Origin of the sequence: Neoasaia chiangmaiensis (assembly GCF_002005465.1) — a bacterium.
GTDB classification, from domain to species: domain Bacteria; phylum Pseudomonadota; class Alphaproteobacteria; order Acetobacterales; family Acetobacteraceae; genus Neoasaia; species Neoasaia chiangmaiensis.
Window position 1 is genome coordinate 2,920,117 of sequence record NZ_CP014691.1, and the last position, 18,465, is coordinate 2,938,581.

Consider the following 18,465-nt stretch of genomic DNA (forward strand, 5'->3'; position numbering starts at 1 on the left):
ACCGCGCTATAGCCTGAACGCATGAATCTCCAGAAACGTCTTTGGCGGCCGGAGCCCAGCTTCAGGCTGCTGGCGAAGCTCATTCAGGTCAACTGGCTTTATGTCCTGCTGATCTGCGCGCTGGCGGGCGTCGGCTATCTGGCATTGTATTCGGCGGGCGGTGGAACGGCGAAAACGTTCGCCGCGCCGCAGATCGCGCGCTTCGGCTTCGGGCTCATCATGATGGTGGCCGTGGCGCTGCTGAGCCCACGCGTCCTGAAGATCCTGTCGGTGCCGATCTATCTCGTATCGGTCGGGCTGCTCGTGCTGGTGCTGCGCATGGGGCATGTGGGTAAAGGGGCGGAACGCTGGATCAATCTGGCAGGCATGCAGTTCCAGCCATCCGAATTCGCCAAGATCGCCCTCGTGCTGGCGCTGTCGACATGGTTCTGCCGAATCGACCCGAAGCGGATGGGTAATCCCCTGCGCCTGATCCCACCGGCGCTGATGACCCTGTTGCCGGTCGCGCTGGTGCTGAAGGAGCCCAATCTGGGCACGGCGGTCATTATCGGGACGATCGGAGCAACACTGTTCTTCACGGCGGGAATGCGTCTTTGGCAGATTGCCATCCTGCTGGCGCCGGTGCCGTTTCTTGGCAAGGTCGTCTACGGCCATCTGCACGACTACCAGAAAGCGCGCATCGACACCTTCCTGCATCCCGAGCACGATCCACTCGGCGCGGGCTATAACATCATCCAGTCCAAGATCGCGCTCGGTTCGGGCGGCATGTGGGGGGAGGGCTATCTGCACGGTTCGCAGGGGCAACTCAACTTCCTGCCGGAGAAACAGACCGATTTCATCTTCACCATGATCGGTGAGGAATGGGGCTATGCGGGTGCGATCTCCGTCATCGGCCTGTTGGGCATCATGATTCTGGGCGGAATGCTGATCGCGCTGCGGAGCCGGAACCAGTTCGGACGCTTGCTGGGGCTGGGGATTTCGGTCGATCTGTTTCTTTATTGCGCGGTCAATCTCTCGATGGTCATGGGCGTCATTCCCGTCGGGGGCGTGCCGCTGCCCCTGATTTCCTACGGCGGCTCGGCGATGCTGACGATGATGTTCGGTTTTGGTCTGCTGATGTCCGCCTGGGTGCACCGGAACGAGCGTGATCGCCCGAGTGAGGACACTGACGCTTGAACCGCGTGCGGCCGCCGAGTGGTGCGGCGGTGCTTGCCTACCAGCGCAGTGTCTATAGCGCGCCGGGGCTGACGGCGCGTATCGGCCAGCAGGCGATCGGCTGGCCACTGCCGGGGCGGTCGCTGATCCTGTTGAGCGCGTGCAATCCCAGCGGCCTGCGGCTTCCCGACCGGACGAATGCACGGCGCATGGCGTCTCTTGCCGCGCAACTGCGTCCCTGGCCGTATCGTTTGGGCGCGGGGCGGTTGGGCAACTGGACGGAGGAGTTGTTCGTGGTGGCCATGCCGCTGGCGCGCGGTTGCGTTCTGGCGCGGCGCTATGGGCAGAATGCGATCGTGGCGATCCGGCGTGGACAGGCGGCGCGTCTGGTCTGGCTGGCCTGACGACCGCGTCGCCATGATATCTTTTTCTGACAAAGAATGTCATGGTCCATAGGCGGCACTCGCACGTGGAGATTCCAGTCATGCGCAATGCAGTATTTCTGCTGGTTCTGTTGCCGGAAATCGCTGTGGCACGCGGCTTCTCGACGGTTCTGCCGATGACGGTGCCGCCCGCCGATCCGAAGGCGGCAGCACCTTCCGGCGTTTATATCGATGCACCGTTGCCCAGTGCCACGCCCTTTGCGGCCGCCGCGCCGAAGCTGACGACGGCGGGGCATGTGCTGGAACTGGCACGCCACTTCTTTGACGGCGGCGGCCCGGTGACACATGATCCGACCACCGGCACACCGATCGGCCAGTTCGGCGAGGCCTACACCTATGCCAGTCCGGTCGGACGCGGTCTTTCGTCGCAGATGCAGACTTTGGGCGTGCCCTGAACAGGGCAATATTTGACATCCGGGCTGCGTCTCGCCATCACCCCACAACGTTTTTTTCGTTGCAGACAAGGTGATGCGATGTCGGTGCATGCTTTCGTATTCCCGGGCCAGGGAAGCCAGTCCGTCGGGATGGGGTTGTCGCTTTTCGAGGCCTTCGGGACAGCGCGCGAGGTTTTTCAGGAAGTTGACGACGCGCTGAACCAGAAGCTTTCCGAATTGATCTTCAGAGGCGAGCCGGATGAACTGACGCGCACCGAGAACGCCCAGCCGGCCCTGATGGCCGTTTCGATGGCCACGCTACGCGTGCTCGAAAGTGAAGGCGGTCTCAAGCTGCCGGATGTGGCGGCTCTGGTGGCCGGGCATTCCCTCGGTGAATATTCCGCCCTTGCCGCGGCCGGCTCGTTCGGTATCGCGCAGACGGCGCGGCTGCTGCGTCTGCGGGGTCAGGCCATGCAGCGTGCCGTTCCGGCGGGCGAAGGGGGGATGGCGGCCCTTCTGGGCGTCGATCTCGATCAGGCGCGCGCGATCTGTGAAACGGCGGCCGTGCTGAAGGTCAATGGCCAGCCGGACCGACAGGAAGTGCTCGAGGTCGCCAACGACAACGGCGGCGGTCAGGTCGTGGTCTCGGGCCAGCTGGACGCCGTGAAGCGCGCGATCGAGGAAGCCCGGTCGCGCGGCGTGAAGCGTGCCGTGCTGCTGCCGGTCTCCGCACCGTTTCATTGCTCCCTGATGCGCCCGGCCGCCGACGAGATGGCCGAAGCATTGGCGCGTGCCGATATCGCGGCGCCGGTCGTGCCCGTCGTGGCGAACGTGACGGCGGCCAAGGCAACCGATCCCGCGATGATCCGCGATCTGCTCGTGCGTCAGGTCACGGGCTCCGTGCGTTGGCGCGAGAGCGTGCAGGCGATGGCGGCGATGGGCGTGGACAGCATCGTGGAGCTGGGCGCGGGCAAGGTCCTGTCCGGCCTCGTGCGGCGCATCGACGGCGATCTGGCCGTAAAGAACGCCGGGACGCCGGATGAAATCGAAGCATTGCTCAAGACGCTCTGAGGAAGGAAAAAGATCATGTTCAGCCTGGACGGAAAAACGGCGCTGGTAACGGGTGCATCGGGCGGTATCGGCGCGGCCATCGCAAAGGCCCTTCACGGGCAGGGCGCGACGGTCGTGCTGTCCGGCACCCGTGAAAGCGCGCTACAGGAACTGGCCGACATGTTGGGCGAGCGCGCATTCGTCTGTGTCGCCAACCTTTCGGACGCGGCGGAGGCGGACGGGCTGGTTGCGAAGGCCGAGGCCGTGGCCGGATCGCCGCTGGATATCCTCGTGAACAATGCGGGCCTGACGCGCGACGGGCTGGCGATCCGCATGAAGGACGATGACTGGTCGAAGGTCATGACGGTCGATCTGGAATCGCCGTTTCGCCTTTGCCGCGCAGCACTGAAAGGTATGCTGCGCCGTCGTGCCGGGCGGATCGTGAGCATTGCCTCCATCGTGGGGACGACGGGCAATGGCGGCCAGGCGAACTATGCCGCTGCCAAGGCGGGCATGATCGGCATGAGCAAGTCCCTGGCCCAGGAAGCGGGTTCGCGCGGGGTGACGGTCAATGTCGTGGCGCCAGGCTTCGTCGAAACGGCGATGACGGATGTGCTGCCGGAGGCGCAGCGCGAGAAGCTGCTGGCGTCGATTCCCCTGGCGCGCATGGGGCGACCGGAAGACATCGCGGCGGCCGTGGTGTATCTTGCCTCCGATGAAGCAGCATGGACGACCGGCGCCACATTGCACGTCAATGGCGGTATGGCGATGAGCTGATATCGTTCCCCCGCGCGCAATAGCTTGGCGCGCGGGGGAAAACCGTGCTAAGCGCCCGCTGCTTCGTCCGGAGCGCGGGCAGGCCCGCCCGCCCGGCAAGTTCCCGAACTGGGAAGCGAGCCGGATGGAACATGCCAGACGGGTCCAACAATCGTTTCGAACCGCCCGCACCTCCGGGCACACAGGAAGCCAGAAGAGATGAGCGAAATCGCCGATAAGGTTAAGAAGATCGTTGTCGAGCACCTTGGTGTCGAAGAAAGCAAAGTGACGCCGGACGCCTCCTTCATCGACGATCTGGGCGCGGACAGCCTGGACACGGTCGAGCTGGTGATGGCGTTCGAGGAAGCATTCAGCGTCGAGATTCCGGAAGACGCGGCGGAGAAGATCGCCACGGTCAAGGACGCGATCGACTACATCGAGAAGCAGAAAGCCGCCTGATTCGGCTGCGCCGGGACAATCGTCCTGGCGCGACGGTTTTGCCCCTTGCAATCCCGGGGCCAGACCGAACATTGGGAATTCAAGGATTTCGCCCGGCGATGCCAGAGCGTCGCGCGGTGACGATCCACGTTACTGGAGCTGCGCCCGTCCATGATGGCAAACATATCGGCAATGAAGGAAAGACGTGTCGTCGTCACCGGTATGGGTCTTGTCACGCCATTGGGCGTTGGCGTGGAAACCTCCTGGAAGCGACTGCTCGAAGGGCAGAGCGGCATCGGCCGCATCACCAGTTTCGATCCGTCGGACATGCCAGCCCAGGTTGCCGGCGAAGTGCCGGATGGCCCGACCGCCGAGGGCGGCCTGACACTGTCTGACTGGGTTGCGCCCAAAGACCAGAAGAAGATGGATCGTTTCATCCATCTGGGCATGGCGGCTGCGATCCAGGCCGTCGAGGACTCGGGCTGGAAGCCGGAAGACGAGGACGGACGCTGCGCGACCGGCGTGATGATCGGTTCGGGCATCGGCGGTCTTCAGACGATCTACGATGCCTCCCTGACTGTTGCGAGCGGTAAAGCGCGCCGTCTGTCGCCGTTCTTCATCCCGTCCGCCCTGATTAATCTGATCTCCGGGCATGTCTCCATCCGTTACGGTTTCAAGGGGCCGAACCACTCCGCGGTCACGGCCTGCGCCACCGGCGTGCATGCGATCGGCGATGCCACGCGATTGATTATGCTCGGGGACGCGGATGTCATGGTCGCGGGCGGTGCGGAGGCGGCGGTCTGCCCGCTCGGTATCGCAGGTTTCTCCTCGGCGCGTGCGCTGTCCACCGGTTTCAACGAGACGCCGGATAAGGCATCTCGCCCCTGGGATCGGGACCGCGACGGCTTCGTGATGGGCGAGGGTGCTGGTATCGTCGTTCTGGAAGAATACGAACACGCCAAGCGCCGTGGTGCGAAGATCTACGGTGAGATCATCGGCTATGGCCTGTCGGGCGACGCTCATCACATCACTGCGCCGGCCGAGGGTCATGAGGGCGCGTTCCGTGCGATGAAGGCCGCGCTGCGCAGCGCCGGCGTGACGCCCGCCGAGATCGATTATGTCAACGCGCACGGCACGTCGACGATGGCCGACGATCTGGAACTGGATGCGGTGGAGCGTCTGTTCGGTGCGGACGGCGCGAAGCTTGCGATGTCCTCCACGAAATCGGCGACCGGGCACCTGCTCGGCGCGGCCGGCTCGGTGGAAGCGATGTTCTCCATGCTGGCGATTCGCGACAACGTCGTGCCCCCGACCCTGAACCTGGACAATCCTGCCCGGGAGAGCATCATCGACCGGGTGGCGCATGAAGCGCAGCGGCGCGACGTCAAGATCGCCCTGTCCAACAGTTTCGGCTTCGGCGGCACGAATGCCAGCCTGATCGTCAGGGGCGTCTGAGGGGCGTATTCCGATGACGCGCCGTCAGCGTGGCCTGTCGTGGATCGTTCTCGTTATCGTTCTGGGTATCGGGTTCATCGGCGGCGGCTGGTGGATTTTCCTTCAAACTGGTCCGCTTTCCGCGCCGCATGATGTCGTCGTGCGGCGCGGCGACACCTCGGCCGTCCTGCGTGGTTTGCAGGATGCTGGTGTCATGCGGCGGGATCTGCCGGACAATGTCGTGTTTCGGCTTGCCGTTCTGGCAACCCGTTCCGAAGGACCGCTTCATGCGGCGGAACTGGCATTTCCGGCCGGTTCCTCAATCCGCCAGACCATCTGGATCCTGCGCCACGCGCCGCCAGTCGAGCATCGCCTGACCATTCCCGAGGGACTGACGGCACGCCGCATGGCCGGCCTGCTGGGCAATGCGCCTGCTCTGGGTGGACCGGTGCCGGCCATTGCGGAAGGCAGTATCCTGCCGGAGACCGTCTCCTACACATACGGCACCAGCCGTGCGGCGATCGTGCGACGCTTGCAGCATATGATGGATCAGACGCTCGATGACGTCTGGCAGCATCGCGACCCGCGCGTGACATTGGCCGATCCGCGATCGATGCTGATTCTTGCCTCCATCGTCGAACGTGAAACGGGACTGCCCGACGAGCGACCGCAGGTTGCGCAGGTGTTTCTCAATCGTCTGGCGCGCGGCATGAGGCTCCAGTCCGATCCGACCGTGATCTACGATGTGAGTGCCGGCTGGGGTGAACTGGACCGGCCGCTGGATCATGCCGATCTCGCGGAAGATGGGCCCGCCAACACCTACCGCCTCCCGGGCCTGCCGCCGATGCCGATCTGCTCGCCCGGCCGCGCCGCACTGGAAGCGGTGGCGCATCCGGCATCGGGCGACGCATTGTATTTTGTGGCCAGCGGCCTCGGCGGGCATCGTTTCGCGACCACGCTGGACGATCACAACCGCAATATCGATGCTTATCACGCGTCGCGGGTGCCCGGCCGTTAGGTTCGGTGTTGCTGGCTGGGTGATCTCCTCAGTTCGGCATGAATGGCGTCATCAGGGCATAGAGGGCGATGGTCAGTCCGCAGCCACTGATGAGCGTCCACCAGAAACCGATGCCGTGATGCAGCATGACCGGCATCACCAGGAACATTGGCAGCGACGGCAGCACATACCAGAAGGTCGCCTGCATATGCGTCGCCATGTTGGTTGCGTCCGGACGGGCGAACCACAGGAAGATCATGCCCAGAACCGATATCAGGGGCAGGGACGCGATCAGGGCACCGAATCCGGGGTAGCGGCGGGCGACGGACGAGACGAGAGCGACGAGCAGGCCCGCTATTGTGGCCTTGAGAAAAAATGGCATCGATGGTTCCGGCTTTCTGGCATGCTCACGGCAGCGCCCCGAACGCTGTCCGCATCGTCGTTATCATATCGCCAGGATCGTGAATGACCGAATATCGCCATATCCATATCGCCGCGGGCGTTATCCGGGATCGAAACGGCCGGATGTTGCTTGTCCGAAAGGAGGGGACGGCGGCCTTCATGCAACCCGGCGGAAAAATCGACGGGCGGGAAGATAGCGTTCAGGCGCTGATCCGCGAACTCGATGAGGAACTCGCCCTCACGGTGGCGCCTGCCGAACTGACACCGCTTGGGATATTCGAGGCACCTGCCGCCAATGAGCCGGGCCATGTCGTGCGGGCAACGTTGTTCGGGCTGCGGATCGATGGCACGCCCATGCCACGCGCGGAAATCGCCGAGGCGATCTGGATCGACCCGAAAGACCCGGGCGACATCGTGTTGGCACCGCTGACACGCGATTATGTGCTGCCGATGGGACTTATGTGACGCGAGGGATTTTCCTGGCAAACAGCGTGCGTCCGTTCAGCCCGACGAACGAGAAATCGAAGGTGTCGCGCGACAGGGCGACCGCCATGAAGCCATGCTCGTCCGGAAACACGATACCGCCGTCCTGTGCCGGGGCAACGGGGTCGATGCGCGATCCCGCGCCGTTATTGATGTAGTGAATGCCGTCCTTCTCCACATATTGCAGATTGTGGATGTGACCATTGACGTAGATTGTCACCCGATGCTTCTGAAGCAGGGGAACCAGTGCGTCGATCAGCTCCGGTTCATCGAAGCGCTTTTCGGCGGTGTGGATCGGGTGATGGCCGATCACGATCTTCCAGTCGGCGTCCGATCCGCCGAGGGCGCGGTCGAGCCATGCCAGCTGGGCCGCGGTGTCCTGCCCGCTGATATCGACTTTCGTGCCACGATAGCGGCTGATGAAAGGCGATGTATCGACGAAGAACGTGTCCAGCACGCTGCCATCCGGCAGCCGGTCGCGCAGGGCATAGTAGCGCGCGGGCAAATGCCAGCGACTATCGACCTGCGCGCCATAGCGCAGTTGCGGCTCGATCTTGCCGCGATAATCGTGATTGCCGAGAATGACGCGCCAGGGCGTCTGGAGGCTGGGAGCGCGATAGATCGATTCGAATGACGATTGCCATTGCGCGTCGGACACGGACGTGACGCCGTCATCGTAGAAGTTATCGCCGACGGAGACTGTATAGAGACTGCCGTGCCGGGCGGCGACCTCCCCCATGACATCGGCGAGCTGGCCTTGCTCGTAATGGCCCTGACGTCCCCAATCGCCGATCATGACGCAATTATGCGTTGGTGTGCGCGCTTGGGCAGGAAGTGCCGGTAGCGCCGCACCGGCGACGGCCGTGCCGAGGAAGCGACGGCGGGTGAGCATGGGAATCATGGGTTATTCGATTGGCTGGCTTGCGGTCTGGCTGTCGGCAGCGCAGCGGGCGGCGTCGGGCACCTGCGGCCTGGCGCGCAGGGCCGCGACTTCCTGTCGGGCCGCCAGCAGGTCGGCCTGGAACTGGGAATCTGCCTGAAGGGCCGCGAACATCGCGCCGCCGTTGATCCAGCCCGCCTGCACGTCGCTCTTCCAGTGTACGCCGCAGACGATGCGGCTTTCACCGAAGACGCGCCCGCGATGCAGGATTTCAGTAGCGCGGTCGGGCATGATCTCCGCCAGGATGGAGGCCACGATCCAGCCATGCGTGGTGTGACCGGATGGGTAGGCCGGACTATCGCCCAGATGGGCCCGGTCGTCCGTGCAGATCGGCAGGTCGTTGCCGACGAAGGGGCGCTTGCGCTTCCAGTATTGCTTCTCGTCCGTCACCGATTGTTCGATCGCGGGTTGCAGATGCGCGATCAGCGCCGTGAGCCGGGGCAGACGGTTGGCGTCCAGTGTGACACCCGCGGCGCAGGAGAAGTCGGCCAGCAGGTGTTGGGGGTGCAGATCGGCATCGTTCAGCGCCGTGCGCCAGCGCGCCGAGCCGGCAAGATGGCGCGTTTCCTGGAATACGGCGTCATCCTCGTGCTGGGCGGTCGAATGGGCGGCCGGTGGCGGCGGCAGGATGATGCGGCCATCCGGCAGGGCAGGCGCGGCCCAGGCCGCCAGGGGAAGAGCGGCGGCGAGGAATGGAAAAGTGAAGAGCAGACGCATCGACATGATCTCGTTTCGATAAACGGGCGGACGTGTTTTCAAATCGCGTCATCATGACCGGCGCGCCGCACAGCGTCACGCCCGGCACGGCTGGTTTCATGGAAGTATCATATCGGTTGCGTGGCTGCTGACCGGTTGAAAATCTTAACGATGCTCCGCATATCCTAGCATCATCACGAGGCCATACCGGCGCGTCCCCACGAGAGGAAACCATGAGCGAACAGACCACGCAAACGCCGCAAGGTGCGGAACAACACGAGTTCAGCGCGGAAGTCGGGCGACTTCTCGATCTCGTTGTTCACGCGCTGTATTCCGAGCGGGAAATCTTCTTGCGCGAGTTGGTCGCCAATGCCGCCGATGCCTCCGACAAGCGTCGCTTCGAGGCGCTGACAGACGCCTCCAGGGCGCTTCCGGCCGATGCCTCGATCCGCATCCATCCCGACAAGGATGCGCGTCTGCTGACGATCAGCGACAACGGTGCGGGCATGAGCCGCGATGAACTGGCCAGGAACCTTGGCACCATCGCACGTTCCGGCACGCGTGCCTTCGGCGAAAAGCTGGACGCCGCCAAGCCGGAAGACCGTCCGAGCCTGATCGGTCAATTCGGCGTCGGCTTCTATGCGGCTTTCATGGTGGCCGACAAGGTGGATGTGATTTCCCGCCAGCCCGGTTCGGATGAAGCGTGGCAGTGGTCGTCGGACGGCAAGGGTGCCTATACGCTGGCGCCGGCAACGCGTGAGACACCGGGCACGGACATCATCCTGCACATCAAGTCCGATGCGGATGAATTCCTGGATGCATGGCGTCTGCGGTCGATCGTGCGCAAATGGGCCGATCATATCTCCTGGCCGATCACCCTGCGAGAGGGCGAGGAGGACAAACCTGCCAACGAAGGCACGGCGCTGTGGCGGAAGTCCAAATCCGATATCACGCCGGAGCAGTATACCGAATTCTACCGCCACGTTTCGCATCAGTTCGACGAACCGTATGCAACGCTGCACTGGCGCGCCGAGGGCACGACGGAATTCACGTCGCTCCTGTTCATCCCCGGTGCGCGTCCGTTCGATTTCATGGAACAGTCGCGTGAGAGCAAGGTGCATCTGCACGTACGCCGGATGTTCATCACCGACGAAGCTGAGCTGCTGCCGGCATGGCTGCGCTTCGTGCAGGGTGTGGTGGACACCGAGGATCTGCCGCTGAACGTCTCGCGCGAGATGTTGCAGTCCACGCCGGTTCTGGCGCGCATCCGCAAGGCCGTGACCAAGCGCGTGATGACGGAAATCAAAAATCGCTCGAAGGATGCGGAGCAGGCCGCCGGCTTCGCGACGTTCTGGGAGAACTTCGGCCCGATCGTCAAGGAAGGCATCTGGGAGGATTCGGAGCATCGGCAGGAACTGGCGGCGCTGGCACGCTTCCGCTCCACGCATTCCGACGATCCGACGACGCTGGACGATTATATCGGTCGCATGAAGCCGGATCAGGAAGCGATCTATTACTTGACGGGCGATAACGCGGAAGCACTGGCAGCCTCGCCGCAGCTCGAAGGTTTCCGTGCACGCGGCGTGGAGGTCCTGCTTCTGTCCGATCCGGTGGACGGATTCTGGCCGGAGCGCCTGTCCTCGTATCAGGACAAAACGCTCAAGAGCATCAGCCAGTCGCATGGCGATCTGGAGAAGTTCGAGGCACCGGCGCCGGAAGGCGAGGCCGCGGATCTGACGGCGCTCATTCCAGCACTGAAGGAAGCGTTGGGCGAGGCGGTCAAGGACGTGCGTGGCACCGTGCGTCTGGTGGGCAGCGCCGTGGTGCTGACGTCGGAAGGCGGTCCGGACCTGACGATGCAGCGCCTGATGCGTCGTTCCGGGCAGACGTTGCCGAGCATTCCGCCCATTCTGGAAATCAATCCGCACCATCCGCTGATCCGCGACCTGGCGGCCCGCGCGACGAAGGGTGAAAGCGTTGCGGATTATGCGCAGGTTCTTCTGGACGTTGCGCGTATTCAGGATGGCGAGACATTGCCGGACGCGACAGGCTTTGCGCAGCGTCTGACGGCCATGCTGGCCGCGTCGGTCGCCATCTAGACGGCCATACGCCCCGACCGTTCCGGCATGACCGCCGGAACGGTCGGGTTTTCAGTTTCGCTTAGCGCTGATCGTCTTTCGCGCCTTCGCGTCGCAGTTCGCGGGGCGAGAGAGCGAAATGACTGCGGAAGCGGCGCGAGAAATGCGCCGCATTGCGAAATCCGTGCTGGCGGGCGATATCTGCGATGCTGATGTGCTGGCGATAGGGGTCGAGTAGCGCCTCACGCGCTTTTTCAAGCCGTCGCGTCGCAATCCAGCCGGCGATGGCGCCGGGCTCGTCCTTGAAAAGCTGGTAGAGAGTGCGGGGCGATATCTTGTGGCCCTCTGCGATCTTCTGCGGTGTCAGTGTCAGATCGCCGAGATTCCGGTCGATATGTTCGCGGATACGTTTACGACGCCAGGCCCGTTGGTCATTAAAATCGGCAAGATCGACACTGCTACGAAGCGTCATGTCGATCAGGTCCATCATATGATCGGAAAGTCGTGCTTCGACGACCTGATGTGCGCCTTTTTCAGTATCGGGATGGCAGAAATGACGCGCCATGGCGAGGAGAAGGCTGCCGGGGACTATTTTCGTCGAGAATGCGACGGCATCCAGTTTTTCCAGGTTCGGCAACCTGTTCATGATATGCAGGCGCGGTACTTCGATCCGCACGGCGTGCGACTTGTCGTGCGGTAGCCAGTGGCTCTGTTCATGAAGCCACAGGAACCCATCATGCACGTTGGCGACCGTGATGTCCTTATTGCAGGTGACATGGCTTTCGTGGGCGACCTGAAGGAGTAGCGACAGACGATCTTCCGGCGTCAGATGGGTTTCATTATGCCCAGCCGTATGCTCGACGATAAAAACATCGCCGAGCGAGTAATGTGAATTAACTCGAGATGACGTCTCGCACATTACAACATCCTCATGGATTTTTCGTTATGTATACATACGTCGTAAAATAGATTTTGCATAATTTTTTCATTTAATTAAATTGAATACAAATCGATAGATCGTCGGGACTGGAAAAATTCCTGTTTTCTTTGATTTGGAGGGCAGGAAATTTGCATGGGCGAACTATCGACGCATTCAGACTGCGATGCAATATTTTCGTTAGTAATTAACGACGCATTAACTTAGAAAGCCATAAGCGGCGTGGTGGCAACACAGATATGCGGGGGAAGTCATAAAAGGTCATGGAATGCGTGTTCCGACAGGAACGCCTAATGCTGTGACGCAGTCGCATGGGCGACATGCGAAGCAATCGGGGACAGGTTGCCGGGACCGACATCTTTCGCGCCGGTGTCATCCAGCGCGCCGCTGAAGAACATCATGGCCGTCGGGAAGGCCATCAGAACCTTGCGATGGCGAAAGAAGTCACGCCCCAGAAGATTATAGTTCGCCGGTTCGATGCTGACCGGGAAATTCGCACCATGCCAGTTTCCGATGTCGACCTGCCGGTAGGTATGGCGATAGCCGACCAACGTGCTCCCGTTGAGGGTATTGACGCGATCGCCTTCGTCCAGTGCGGCGCGGGTCAAACCGTCCGCCAGGGCGTCCTGCTCGGAAATGACGGAGAGATTGGACCCCGGCTCGAGATGCATGCCGATCGCAGCGCCATCGAGCGTCACGCTCACCAGATTATCCACGCCGGTCCGGCCGGTGAGAAGGGGCGCGCGAAAGGCATGTCCCCCGACGGCGGTGGAGAGCGGCGGGCAACCGGCGGCGTGCGTCTCCATGAAGAATGTCGCGCGACGTGCGGGAATATTCAAAAGGACGTTGTAGTTACCCAGCATGTCGAAGCCGAGAACGGCGATGGCGCTCATCGCCACACGCGACGACTCTCCGGTCGTTTCGCCGAGCTTGATGCCATCGACTTTTTCCGCGTGGCCCTGGGCGAAAACGAGCTGCCGGATGCGGGTCGTCCAGGTATTCTGGACACCGCTGATCGTCTGGGAGCCGATCTGTTGCAGGTCGGGCAGATCGAGATTGTCGTCATTCCCGTCGAAAACGCCGATCATGTCTTCGCTCGGACTAAGAAAACCCGCGCCTTCCTCGCCATTGATGCCGACCGGAACGGTCGGACTGCCGTTGCGACTGAGAAGGTCGGCCGCCAGGACATGATTGATGCAACGTGCCGGCAGCCCTGTTTCCGCGACAATATCGAATGGATAGGGTGGCGGCACGAAGCCGGTCTGGCCGTTCGGACCCTGCTGGACGAACATGAGAGGATGAATGCCCGGATGCGCCGGCGGTTGGCATGCGGAGAGTGTGCCGCCTGTCACGACGCACAGGGCGGTTGTGCGGAGCAGGGTGTATCCTTGCCGCAGACATTTGGTCATCGTGTCGTCATCCAGCCAAGCGAGAGATATTCCGTCTCACAAAACTGGTGCCCGGGAAAGACACGCTCTGTCACACTGGCACGGTATCCAGTTCGACGACCGGCGCATCCAGCAGGTCTTTGGCCAAAGCCGCGATATGTGCGTGATGCGTCAGGAACAGGACCTGCGTCCTTTCTGCCATGTCGCCCAGGACAGTCAGCCCGGCCTCGGCGCGGGCCTCGTCGAAGGTGATGAACAGATCGTCCGCCACGAACGGCAGCGCCACGTTGCGGGCGAGGGCACCATCCAGCGCGGCCAGGCGCAATGCCAGAAAGAGCTGGTCCGCCGTGCCTTCGCTCATCGCATCCACACGCACCATCTCCGTTCCGTCGGCGCATATCCCGACGAGTTCCGGCGCGCCGTCGTCCAGCACGCTGAGCCCGCGATAGCGACCGCATGTCAGGCGCGAGAACAGTTCGCCCGCGCGTTGCAGCAGTGGGTTGCGCGTGGCCAGACGCTGTCGCGCCACGATGCGTCGCAGGATGGCGACCTGCAGGCGGCTTCGCACATAGTCTTCCGCATGGGTATTGATTTCCGCCAGGGCGGCCTGCGCGTCTGCAGCGGCTTCATGCGCGCCCGTCCGCGTCTCGAGCTGGCGCAGTGATTCGGTCGCTTCCCCGAACCGGGCCGTTGCATCGTCCTTTTCCCGCTGAAGCCGGGCGAGTTCCTCACTGAGGTGTCCCTTGTCGGCACGAAGGGCATCCGGATCGGCCTGTTCGGCTTCCGCCCTCAATTGCGCAATCGAGAGACCCTCGCCGAGTTCCAGCAGCTGCGCTTCCTTGTCGACACGTCGCGCAAGAAGCGCGCGAATACCGCGAGCGCGGACGATCGCCTCTCGCAATGCGGAAGGTTCCTGCGTCCCGGCACGCTCGGCCAGCGGTTGCAGCGCCGAGGTCGCCTCGTGCTCCGCTGCGCGATGATCCCGAAGATTGCGATGCTGGTCGTCCAGACGTTGCTTAAGGGATTCCGCCTGCCTGGCCGCTTCCTGCGCTTCCGTCAGCAGGCGCAGCAGGGCGTCCAGTCGGGCCGATGTCGTGTCTTCCGGCACGCCGTGCCGTTCGGCCAGTCCCGCAATCGCCGCGTCGTGCGCTTCCGCGGATCTTTTCGTGAGCGCAATGGCGTCGCGGCTCTTCCGGACGTCGAACGCCAGATGTCGCACCTCGTCGATACGGGTGAGCATGTCGGCAGCCGTCTCGGGCGGCAATCCGGCGCGGCGGGCGGCGTCTGCCCACCGTCCTTCCCAGGCCGTGCGCGCGACGGCGATCTCCGACCGGTTGGCTTCCGCCCGGCGGAGGGCGTTGCGCTGATCTTCGATGGACTGTTGCTGCCGCTGGACCCGCGCCTGACAGGCGTCATCCTCCCCGCGCTCGACCCCTGCACGGGCAAGCCAGTCCGCGAGCTGGTCGCCGGTCGGCGCGTGGCGCAGAACGGCCCGTAGGCTCGCCATGGCGCTGTTCCGCTTGGCATGGAGGGCTTGCTCCGCCGTGTCAGAGTCCTCTGCCGCGACTGTCTCCGCAAGCGCGGCGTCGCGGCGTGCAAGCCATGCCTGTAATTCATCCGGGGATAACGGTGGCAGGCCGCCACGCTGCACCATGCGTTGCCAGGCGGCTTCGGCGTCGGCGGCAGCCGTCTCGATCGCGGCAAGCGTCTCCGTTGCCTGTTTTTCAGCCAGATTCCCGGCCGCCATGTCACGTTCGATCTGCGCGAGCCGTGCGGCATGACTGGCGGCATCGAAGCGGCGGTCCGCCAAGGCGTCGGCTTCTGCCATGATGGTGATAACGCTGCTCCAACGTGTCTCGTCGAACAGGCCGCCCTCGGTCCAGTATTGACGTAATGCCTCGGCCGAGCGATCGCGCCTGACGCGCGCTTCGGCGATCTGTTCGGCGGACACGACCGCACGCGATCGAAGATTGTCGCGTTCGTAAGCAAGCCGTTCGACGTCGTGCCGTGCGGCGCGCTGCTGTCGCTGACTTTCCTCACGCTGCGCCGCATGTCTTCGGGCCGTCTGCTGGGCGTCCGTCAGTTGTGCGGCGTCCGGCACGATGAGGCATCGAAGCGCTACGTCGTCGCCCGACCAGGGGCGCAGGCGTGCGAAGGCGTCGTCACGTCGGCGGCGGGCCGACGTGGCGTGCTTTCGTGCCGCATGCAACTGCTCGTCCAGATCGCCCAGCCGGGCAACGGCATCGACTGTCTCGCGCAGCGGGCGGATATCGCGCGGGGTGGTCGTCTCGTCGTCCGGCGCCAGTTCCGCCAGACGCTGCTGTTGCATTTTTAGCTGGGCAATGCCCTGTTCTTCGCGCCCTTCCAGCGTACGGCGCTCGGCGAGCAGTGCCTGAAGCTGCCCGATTGCCTGCCGATCCGGGAGGCGGGCGAGAAGAGAGGTGGCGTCGGCGGCGGCCTGCCCCAGCGCCTGCGCGAGCACCGTCAGGCGGGCATCGTCCTCCAGCAATTGCCGTTCCCGGGCCGGCAGGCAGGCACGCTCGGATCGTTGGGCGATGGAATCGTCGCGCAGACCGGTAATGGCCGCCGCATCGTCGAGGAGGAGGGCATTCGGGCGAAGGGCGTCATATTGCGGTTGCAACCCGTCGATGGCCTGTCGGCAGCGCACGATGTCGTGGCGCGCGGAGGTCAGGGCATGGATGCCCCTCTCGAAGGCTTCCTCGTCCGCGGCATCGAACAGTGGCGCATCGATTCCGGCGAGGCTGGTTTCGAGTTCCGCCAGTTCCCGCAACGGTCTGGCGACTGCCTGAATGCGTGTGAGTTTCGCCAGTGACCGGGTGATGCGGTCGATATCCCGTTGCAGGGCGGCCTGCCGGGCCGCGAGCGTATCGCGCTGGGCCTGTGCCTCCTTCCAGAGGCGTGTCGAGACGGCATCGTCACGCAGGGATTTCTCCGCCTCGCTCCAGCGGGCGCGAGCGGCGTTGACGAGCGCGTTCCTGCTGCGCGACTTCCAGAGCGTGGCGGCTTCCGTCTCAAGTTCGTCCAGAACGGTGCGGATGCCTGCGAGACCGAAACCGGCGGAAAGAAGCTGTTGTCCCAGATCGTCCCTGAAGGCGGCGATCTGCGCGCCACCCTGGCGCAGACGTTGATGGTCGAGGCTCCAGAGGCGTTCGAAACCGGTGCGGTCGAGGCCATCCAGAGATGACGTCAATAAGGTCTCGTCCACTATCCCGTCATCACGGCCATCGCGCAGCGTTCCACTCCGGCCGCGTCGGCGTATGCAGGCCAGTCTCTGCGTCCCGAGGTCGATATCGCTTCCGACGCGCAGCAGCCCCGCCTCGAAACGCCAGTCCTGCGTCTTGTGATGCGGGAAGCCGAACAGGAGGTCGCCGATGGCGGACAGCGTCGTGGATTTCCCGGCTTCGTTGCGACCAAGAATGACATGGAAATCCCGCGACGCCTTCGGGAAGGACAGGCGGCGGTTTTCGAACCGGCCATAGCGGATGAGATCGAGCGTGTTCAGGCGCATCAGGAATCGCCGGCTTCGGTCGTGAAGCGGGTTCGAAGCGTGTCGGCGGCCGCGCTCAGCAGGGGTGTCCACGCCTTTGCCCGAACGCGGGCGAGAGCCGCGTCTCCCTGGTCCGTTTCGGAAACGGCGGGGAGGGTGGCCAGAAACGGCGCCAGATCGGCCTCGATTTCATCCAGCAGCAGCGGGTCGGCCAGCGCCTCCTCCAGCAGACGGGACAGATCGTCCCCCAGTTGTGGCTGGGGGTATCCTTCGACCGGCAGCGTTGTCGTCAGGACGATTTTCTCGATCGCGGGTGCGCCTGGCAGCATTTCCGCGATCTGTTGCGCGTGGATGCGCAATGCGCCGCTATTGGCGGCCAGCCGCGCATGCAGCGGCGTGGCGCCCGACAGCGCCAGCCGCGCGACAAGCAGGCGGTCGCCCAATGTCTCGTCCATGGCATCGCGCAGGGCAAGGCCGATGGCGTCGTGCACCGCGCTTTCGGATGCCAGATCCGTGCAGTCCACCGCCACGCGTGCCCACCGCACGACATCGCAGGGCAGATGGTCCATGGCCGTGACCCGCCCCTCCGTCACGCTGACCAGCGTGGCGCCTTTCGCGCCGCTTTCGCGGATATGCCGTCCCTGCAGGACGCCGGGGAAAACGATATGCGGCCCGTCTCCCCAGACGGCGCGCTCGTGCACATGCCCGAGCGCCCAGTAGTCGTAGCCTTTCGCCAGCAGGGCGTCCGGCGTGCAGGGCGCATAGGTCTCGTGCTCGCCATGGCCACTGAGAGACGTGTGCAGCACGCCGATGTTGAACCAGCCGGGAACGGGCGTGGGATAACGCGGTGTCATGTCCTGCTCCACGCGGCGCTGGGCGAAACTCTGGCCATGGAGCGCCACGCGCAGGTGGTCGATCTCGAAGGTCTCGGGCGCGCGGGTGCCGAAGCGTTGCACACCATCGGGCAGCGGCAGGTCGTGCGTGATATGGGACGCGGCGTCGTGATTGCCTTGCAGCAGGAAAACGCGGATGCCGGCCTGCACGAGACGGCCGAGCGCGCGCGCCATGTAAAGGCCCGTCCCGGCGTCCTTCCATGTGCCGTCGTAAAGATCGCCCGCGATGACGACGAAATCGACCTGCTCGCGCAGGGCGAGGTCCACGAGGTTGTCGAGAGCCTGCCGCGTTGCCTCGCGAATACGTGTGGCGGGCAGGCCGTCATGGCGGGCCAGGCCCCGGAGCGGGCTGTCCAGATGGATATCGGCGGCGTGAAGAAAGCGGAAGGATGTCATCGGTAACGGAAAAACTGGGGCGCGGAGGAGGGCACGTCAAGCGCAATTCGGCTGTCGAGAGTTGCCCTGTCGCGCGAAGGCACGCATGAAGTCGGGC

At 63.7% G+C, this 18,465-nt stretch carries 17 protein-coding genes; 10 read left to right on the forward strand and 7 right to left on the reverse strand.

What is annotated here, in order from left to right; all coding sequences use genetic code 11:
* Positions 1–21: 21 nt before the first annotated feature.
* The 8 genes from rodA to mltG all read left to right on the forward strand — a co-directional run bounded on the left by rodA (position 22) and on the right by mltG (position 6,668).
* On the forward strand, positions 22–1,176 hold the full coding sequence (gene rodA, locus A0U93_RS13860; RefSeq protein ID WP_077807851.1) for a rod shape-determining protein RodA: 1,155 nt from the start codon (positions 22–24) through the stop codon (positions 1,174–1,176).
* 5 nt (positions 1,177–1,181) lie between these two features.
* Positions 1,182–1,559 carry a DUF3293 domain-containing protein gene (locus tag A0U93_RS13865; RefSeq protein ID WP_245825207.1) on the forward strand — a complete coding sequence of 126 codons (378 nt, stop codon included), beginning with the start codon at positions 1,182–1,184 and terminating at the stop codon, positions 1,557–1,559.
* A gap of 80 nt (positions 1,560–1,639) precedes the next feature.
* Complete coding sequence (locus A0U93_RS13870) at positions 1,640–1,993, forward strand: hypothetical protein (RefSeq protein ID WP_077807853.1); 354 nt, start codon at positions 1,640–1,642, stop codon at positions 1,991–1,993.
* A gap of 78 nt (positions 1,994–2,071) precedes the next feature.
* A complete protein-coding gene (gene fabD / locus A0U93_RS13875) occupies positions 2,072–3,043 on the forward strand; it encodes an ACP S-malonyltransferase (protein WP_077807854.1) in 972 nt (323 codons plus the stop codon).
* A gap of 15 nt (positions 3,044–3,058) precedes the next feature.
* Positions 3,059–3,799, forward strand: a complete 741-nt coding sequence (gene fabG / locus A0U93_RS13880) for a 3-oxoacyl-[acyl-carrier-protein] reductase (RefSeq protein ID WP_077807855.1) — start codon at positions 3,059–3,061, stop codon at positions 3,797–3,799.
* Between the two features lie 198 nt (positions 3,800–3,997).
* Complete coding sequence (locus A0U93_RS13885; protein WP_023978090.1) at positions 3,998–4,237, forward strand: acyl carrier protein; 240 nt, start codon at positions 3,998–4,000, stop codon at positions 4,235–4,237.
* A gap of 171 nt (positions 4,238–4,408) precedes the next feature.
* Complete coding sequence (fabF, locus tag A0U93_RS13890; protein WP_174807214.1) at positions 4,409–5,671, forward strand: beta-ketoacyl-ACP synthase II; 1,263 nt, start codon at positions 4,409–4,411, stop codon at positions 5,669–5,671.
* Between the two features lie 13 nt (positions 5,672–5,684).
* Positions 5,685–6,668, forward strand: a complete 984-nt coding sequence (mltG, locus tag A0U93_RS13895; RefSeq protein WP_077807857.1) for an endolytic transglycosylase MltG — start codon at positions 5,685–5,687, stop codon at positions 6,666–6,668.
* 28 nt (positions 6,669–6,696) lie between these two features.
* Here the strand turns inward: mltG and A0U93_RS13900 are convergent, their stop codons facing one another.
* Positions 6,697–7,029: a DUF3147 family protein gene (locus tag A0U93_RS13900; RefSeq protein WP_077807858.1), complete on the reverse strand. Its 333-nt coding sequence runs from the start codon at positions 7,027–7,029 to the stop codon at positions 6,697–6,699.
* Between the two features lie 83 nt (positions 7,030–7,112).
* On the opposite strand from A0U93_RS13900, the gene A0U93_RS13905 reads away from it, so the two are divergent.
* Positions 7,113–7,514 (forward strand): NUDIX hydrolase, encoded by a 402-nt coding sequence (locus A0U93_RS13905; protein ID WP_077807859.1) that lies wholly within the window; start codon positions 7,113–7,115, stop codon positions 7,512–7,514.
* Here A0U93_RS13905 and A0U93_RS13910 read toward each other — a convergent pair.
* Positions 7,507–8,433 (reverse strand): metallophosphoesterase, encoded by a 927-nt coding sequence (locus tag A0U93_RS13910; RefSeq protein ID WP_077807860.1) that lies wholly within the window; start codon positions 8,431–8,433, stop codon positions 7,507–7,509. The two genes, A0U93_RS13905 and A0U93_RS13910, sit on opposite strands and share 8 nt — an antisense overlap.
* A gap of 3 nt (positions 8,434–8,436) precedes the next feature.
* The gene (locus A0U93_RS13915) at positions 8,437–9,195 is read right to left on the reverse strand and encodes an acid phosphatase (RefSeq protein ID WP_147150663.1); all 759 of its coding nucleotides are present in this window, start codon (positions 9,193–9,195) and stop codon (positions 8,437–8,439) included.
* Between the two features lie 206 nt (positions 9,196–9,401).
* Here A0U93_RS13915 and htpG point away from each other — a divergent pair, with 206 nt between their 5' ends.
* A complete protein-coding gene (gene htpG / locus A0U93_RS13920; protein ID WP_077807861.1) occupies positions 9,402–11,267 on the forward strand; it encodes a molecular chaperone HtpG in 1,866 nt (621 codons plus the stop codon).
* A 61-nt stretch (positions 11,268–11,328) separates the two neighbouring features.
* Here the strand turns inward: htpG and A0U93_RS13925 are convergent, their stop codons facing one another.
* The 4 genes from A0U93_RS13925 to A0U93_RS13940 form a co-directional block, all read right to left on the reverse strand.
* Positions 11,329–12,165, reverse strand: a complete 837-nt coding sequence (locus tag A0U93_RS13925; protein ID WP_077807862.1) for a helix-turn-helix transcriptional regulator — start codon at positions 12,163–12,165, stop codon at positions 11,329–11,331.
* Positions 12,166–12,473: 308 nt separating this feature from the next.
* Complete coding sequence (locus A0U93_RS13930) at positions 12,474–13,592, reverse strand: retropepsin-like aspartic protease (protein WP_077807863.1); 1,119 nt, start codon at positions 13,590–13,592, stop codon at positions 12,474–12,476.
* A 70-nt stretch (positions 13,593–13,662) separates the two neighbouring features.
* Complete coding sequence (locus A0U93_RS13935) at positions 13,663–17,100, reverse strand: ATP-binding protein (protein WP_077807864.1); 3,438 nt, start codon at positions 17,098–17,100, stop codon at positions 13,663–13,665.
* A complete protein-coding gene (locus A0U93_RS13940) occupies positions 17,100–18,368 on the reverse strand; it encodes a metallophosphoesterase family protein (protein ID WP_077807865.1) in 1,269 nt (422 codons plus the stop codon). Before A0U93_RS13940 ends, A0U93_RS13935 begins: the two co-directional genes overlap by 1 nt.
* Positions 18,369–18,465: the final 97 nt, after the last annotated feature.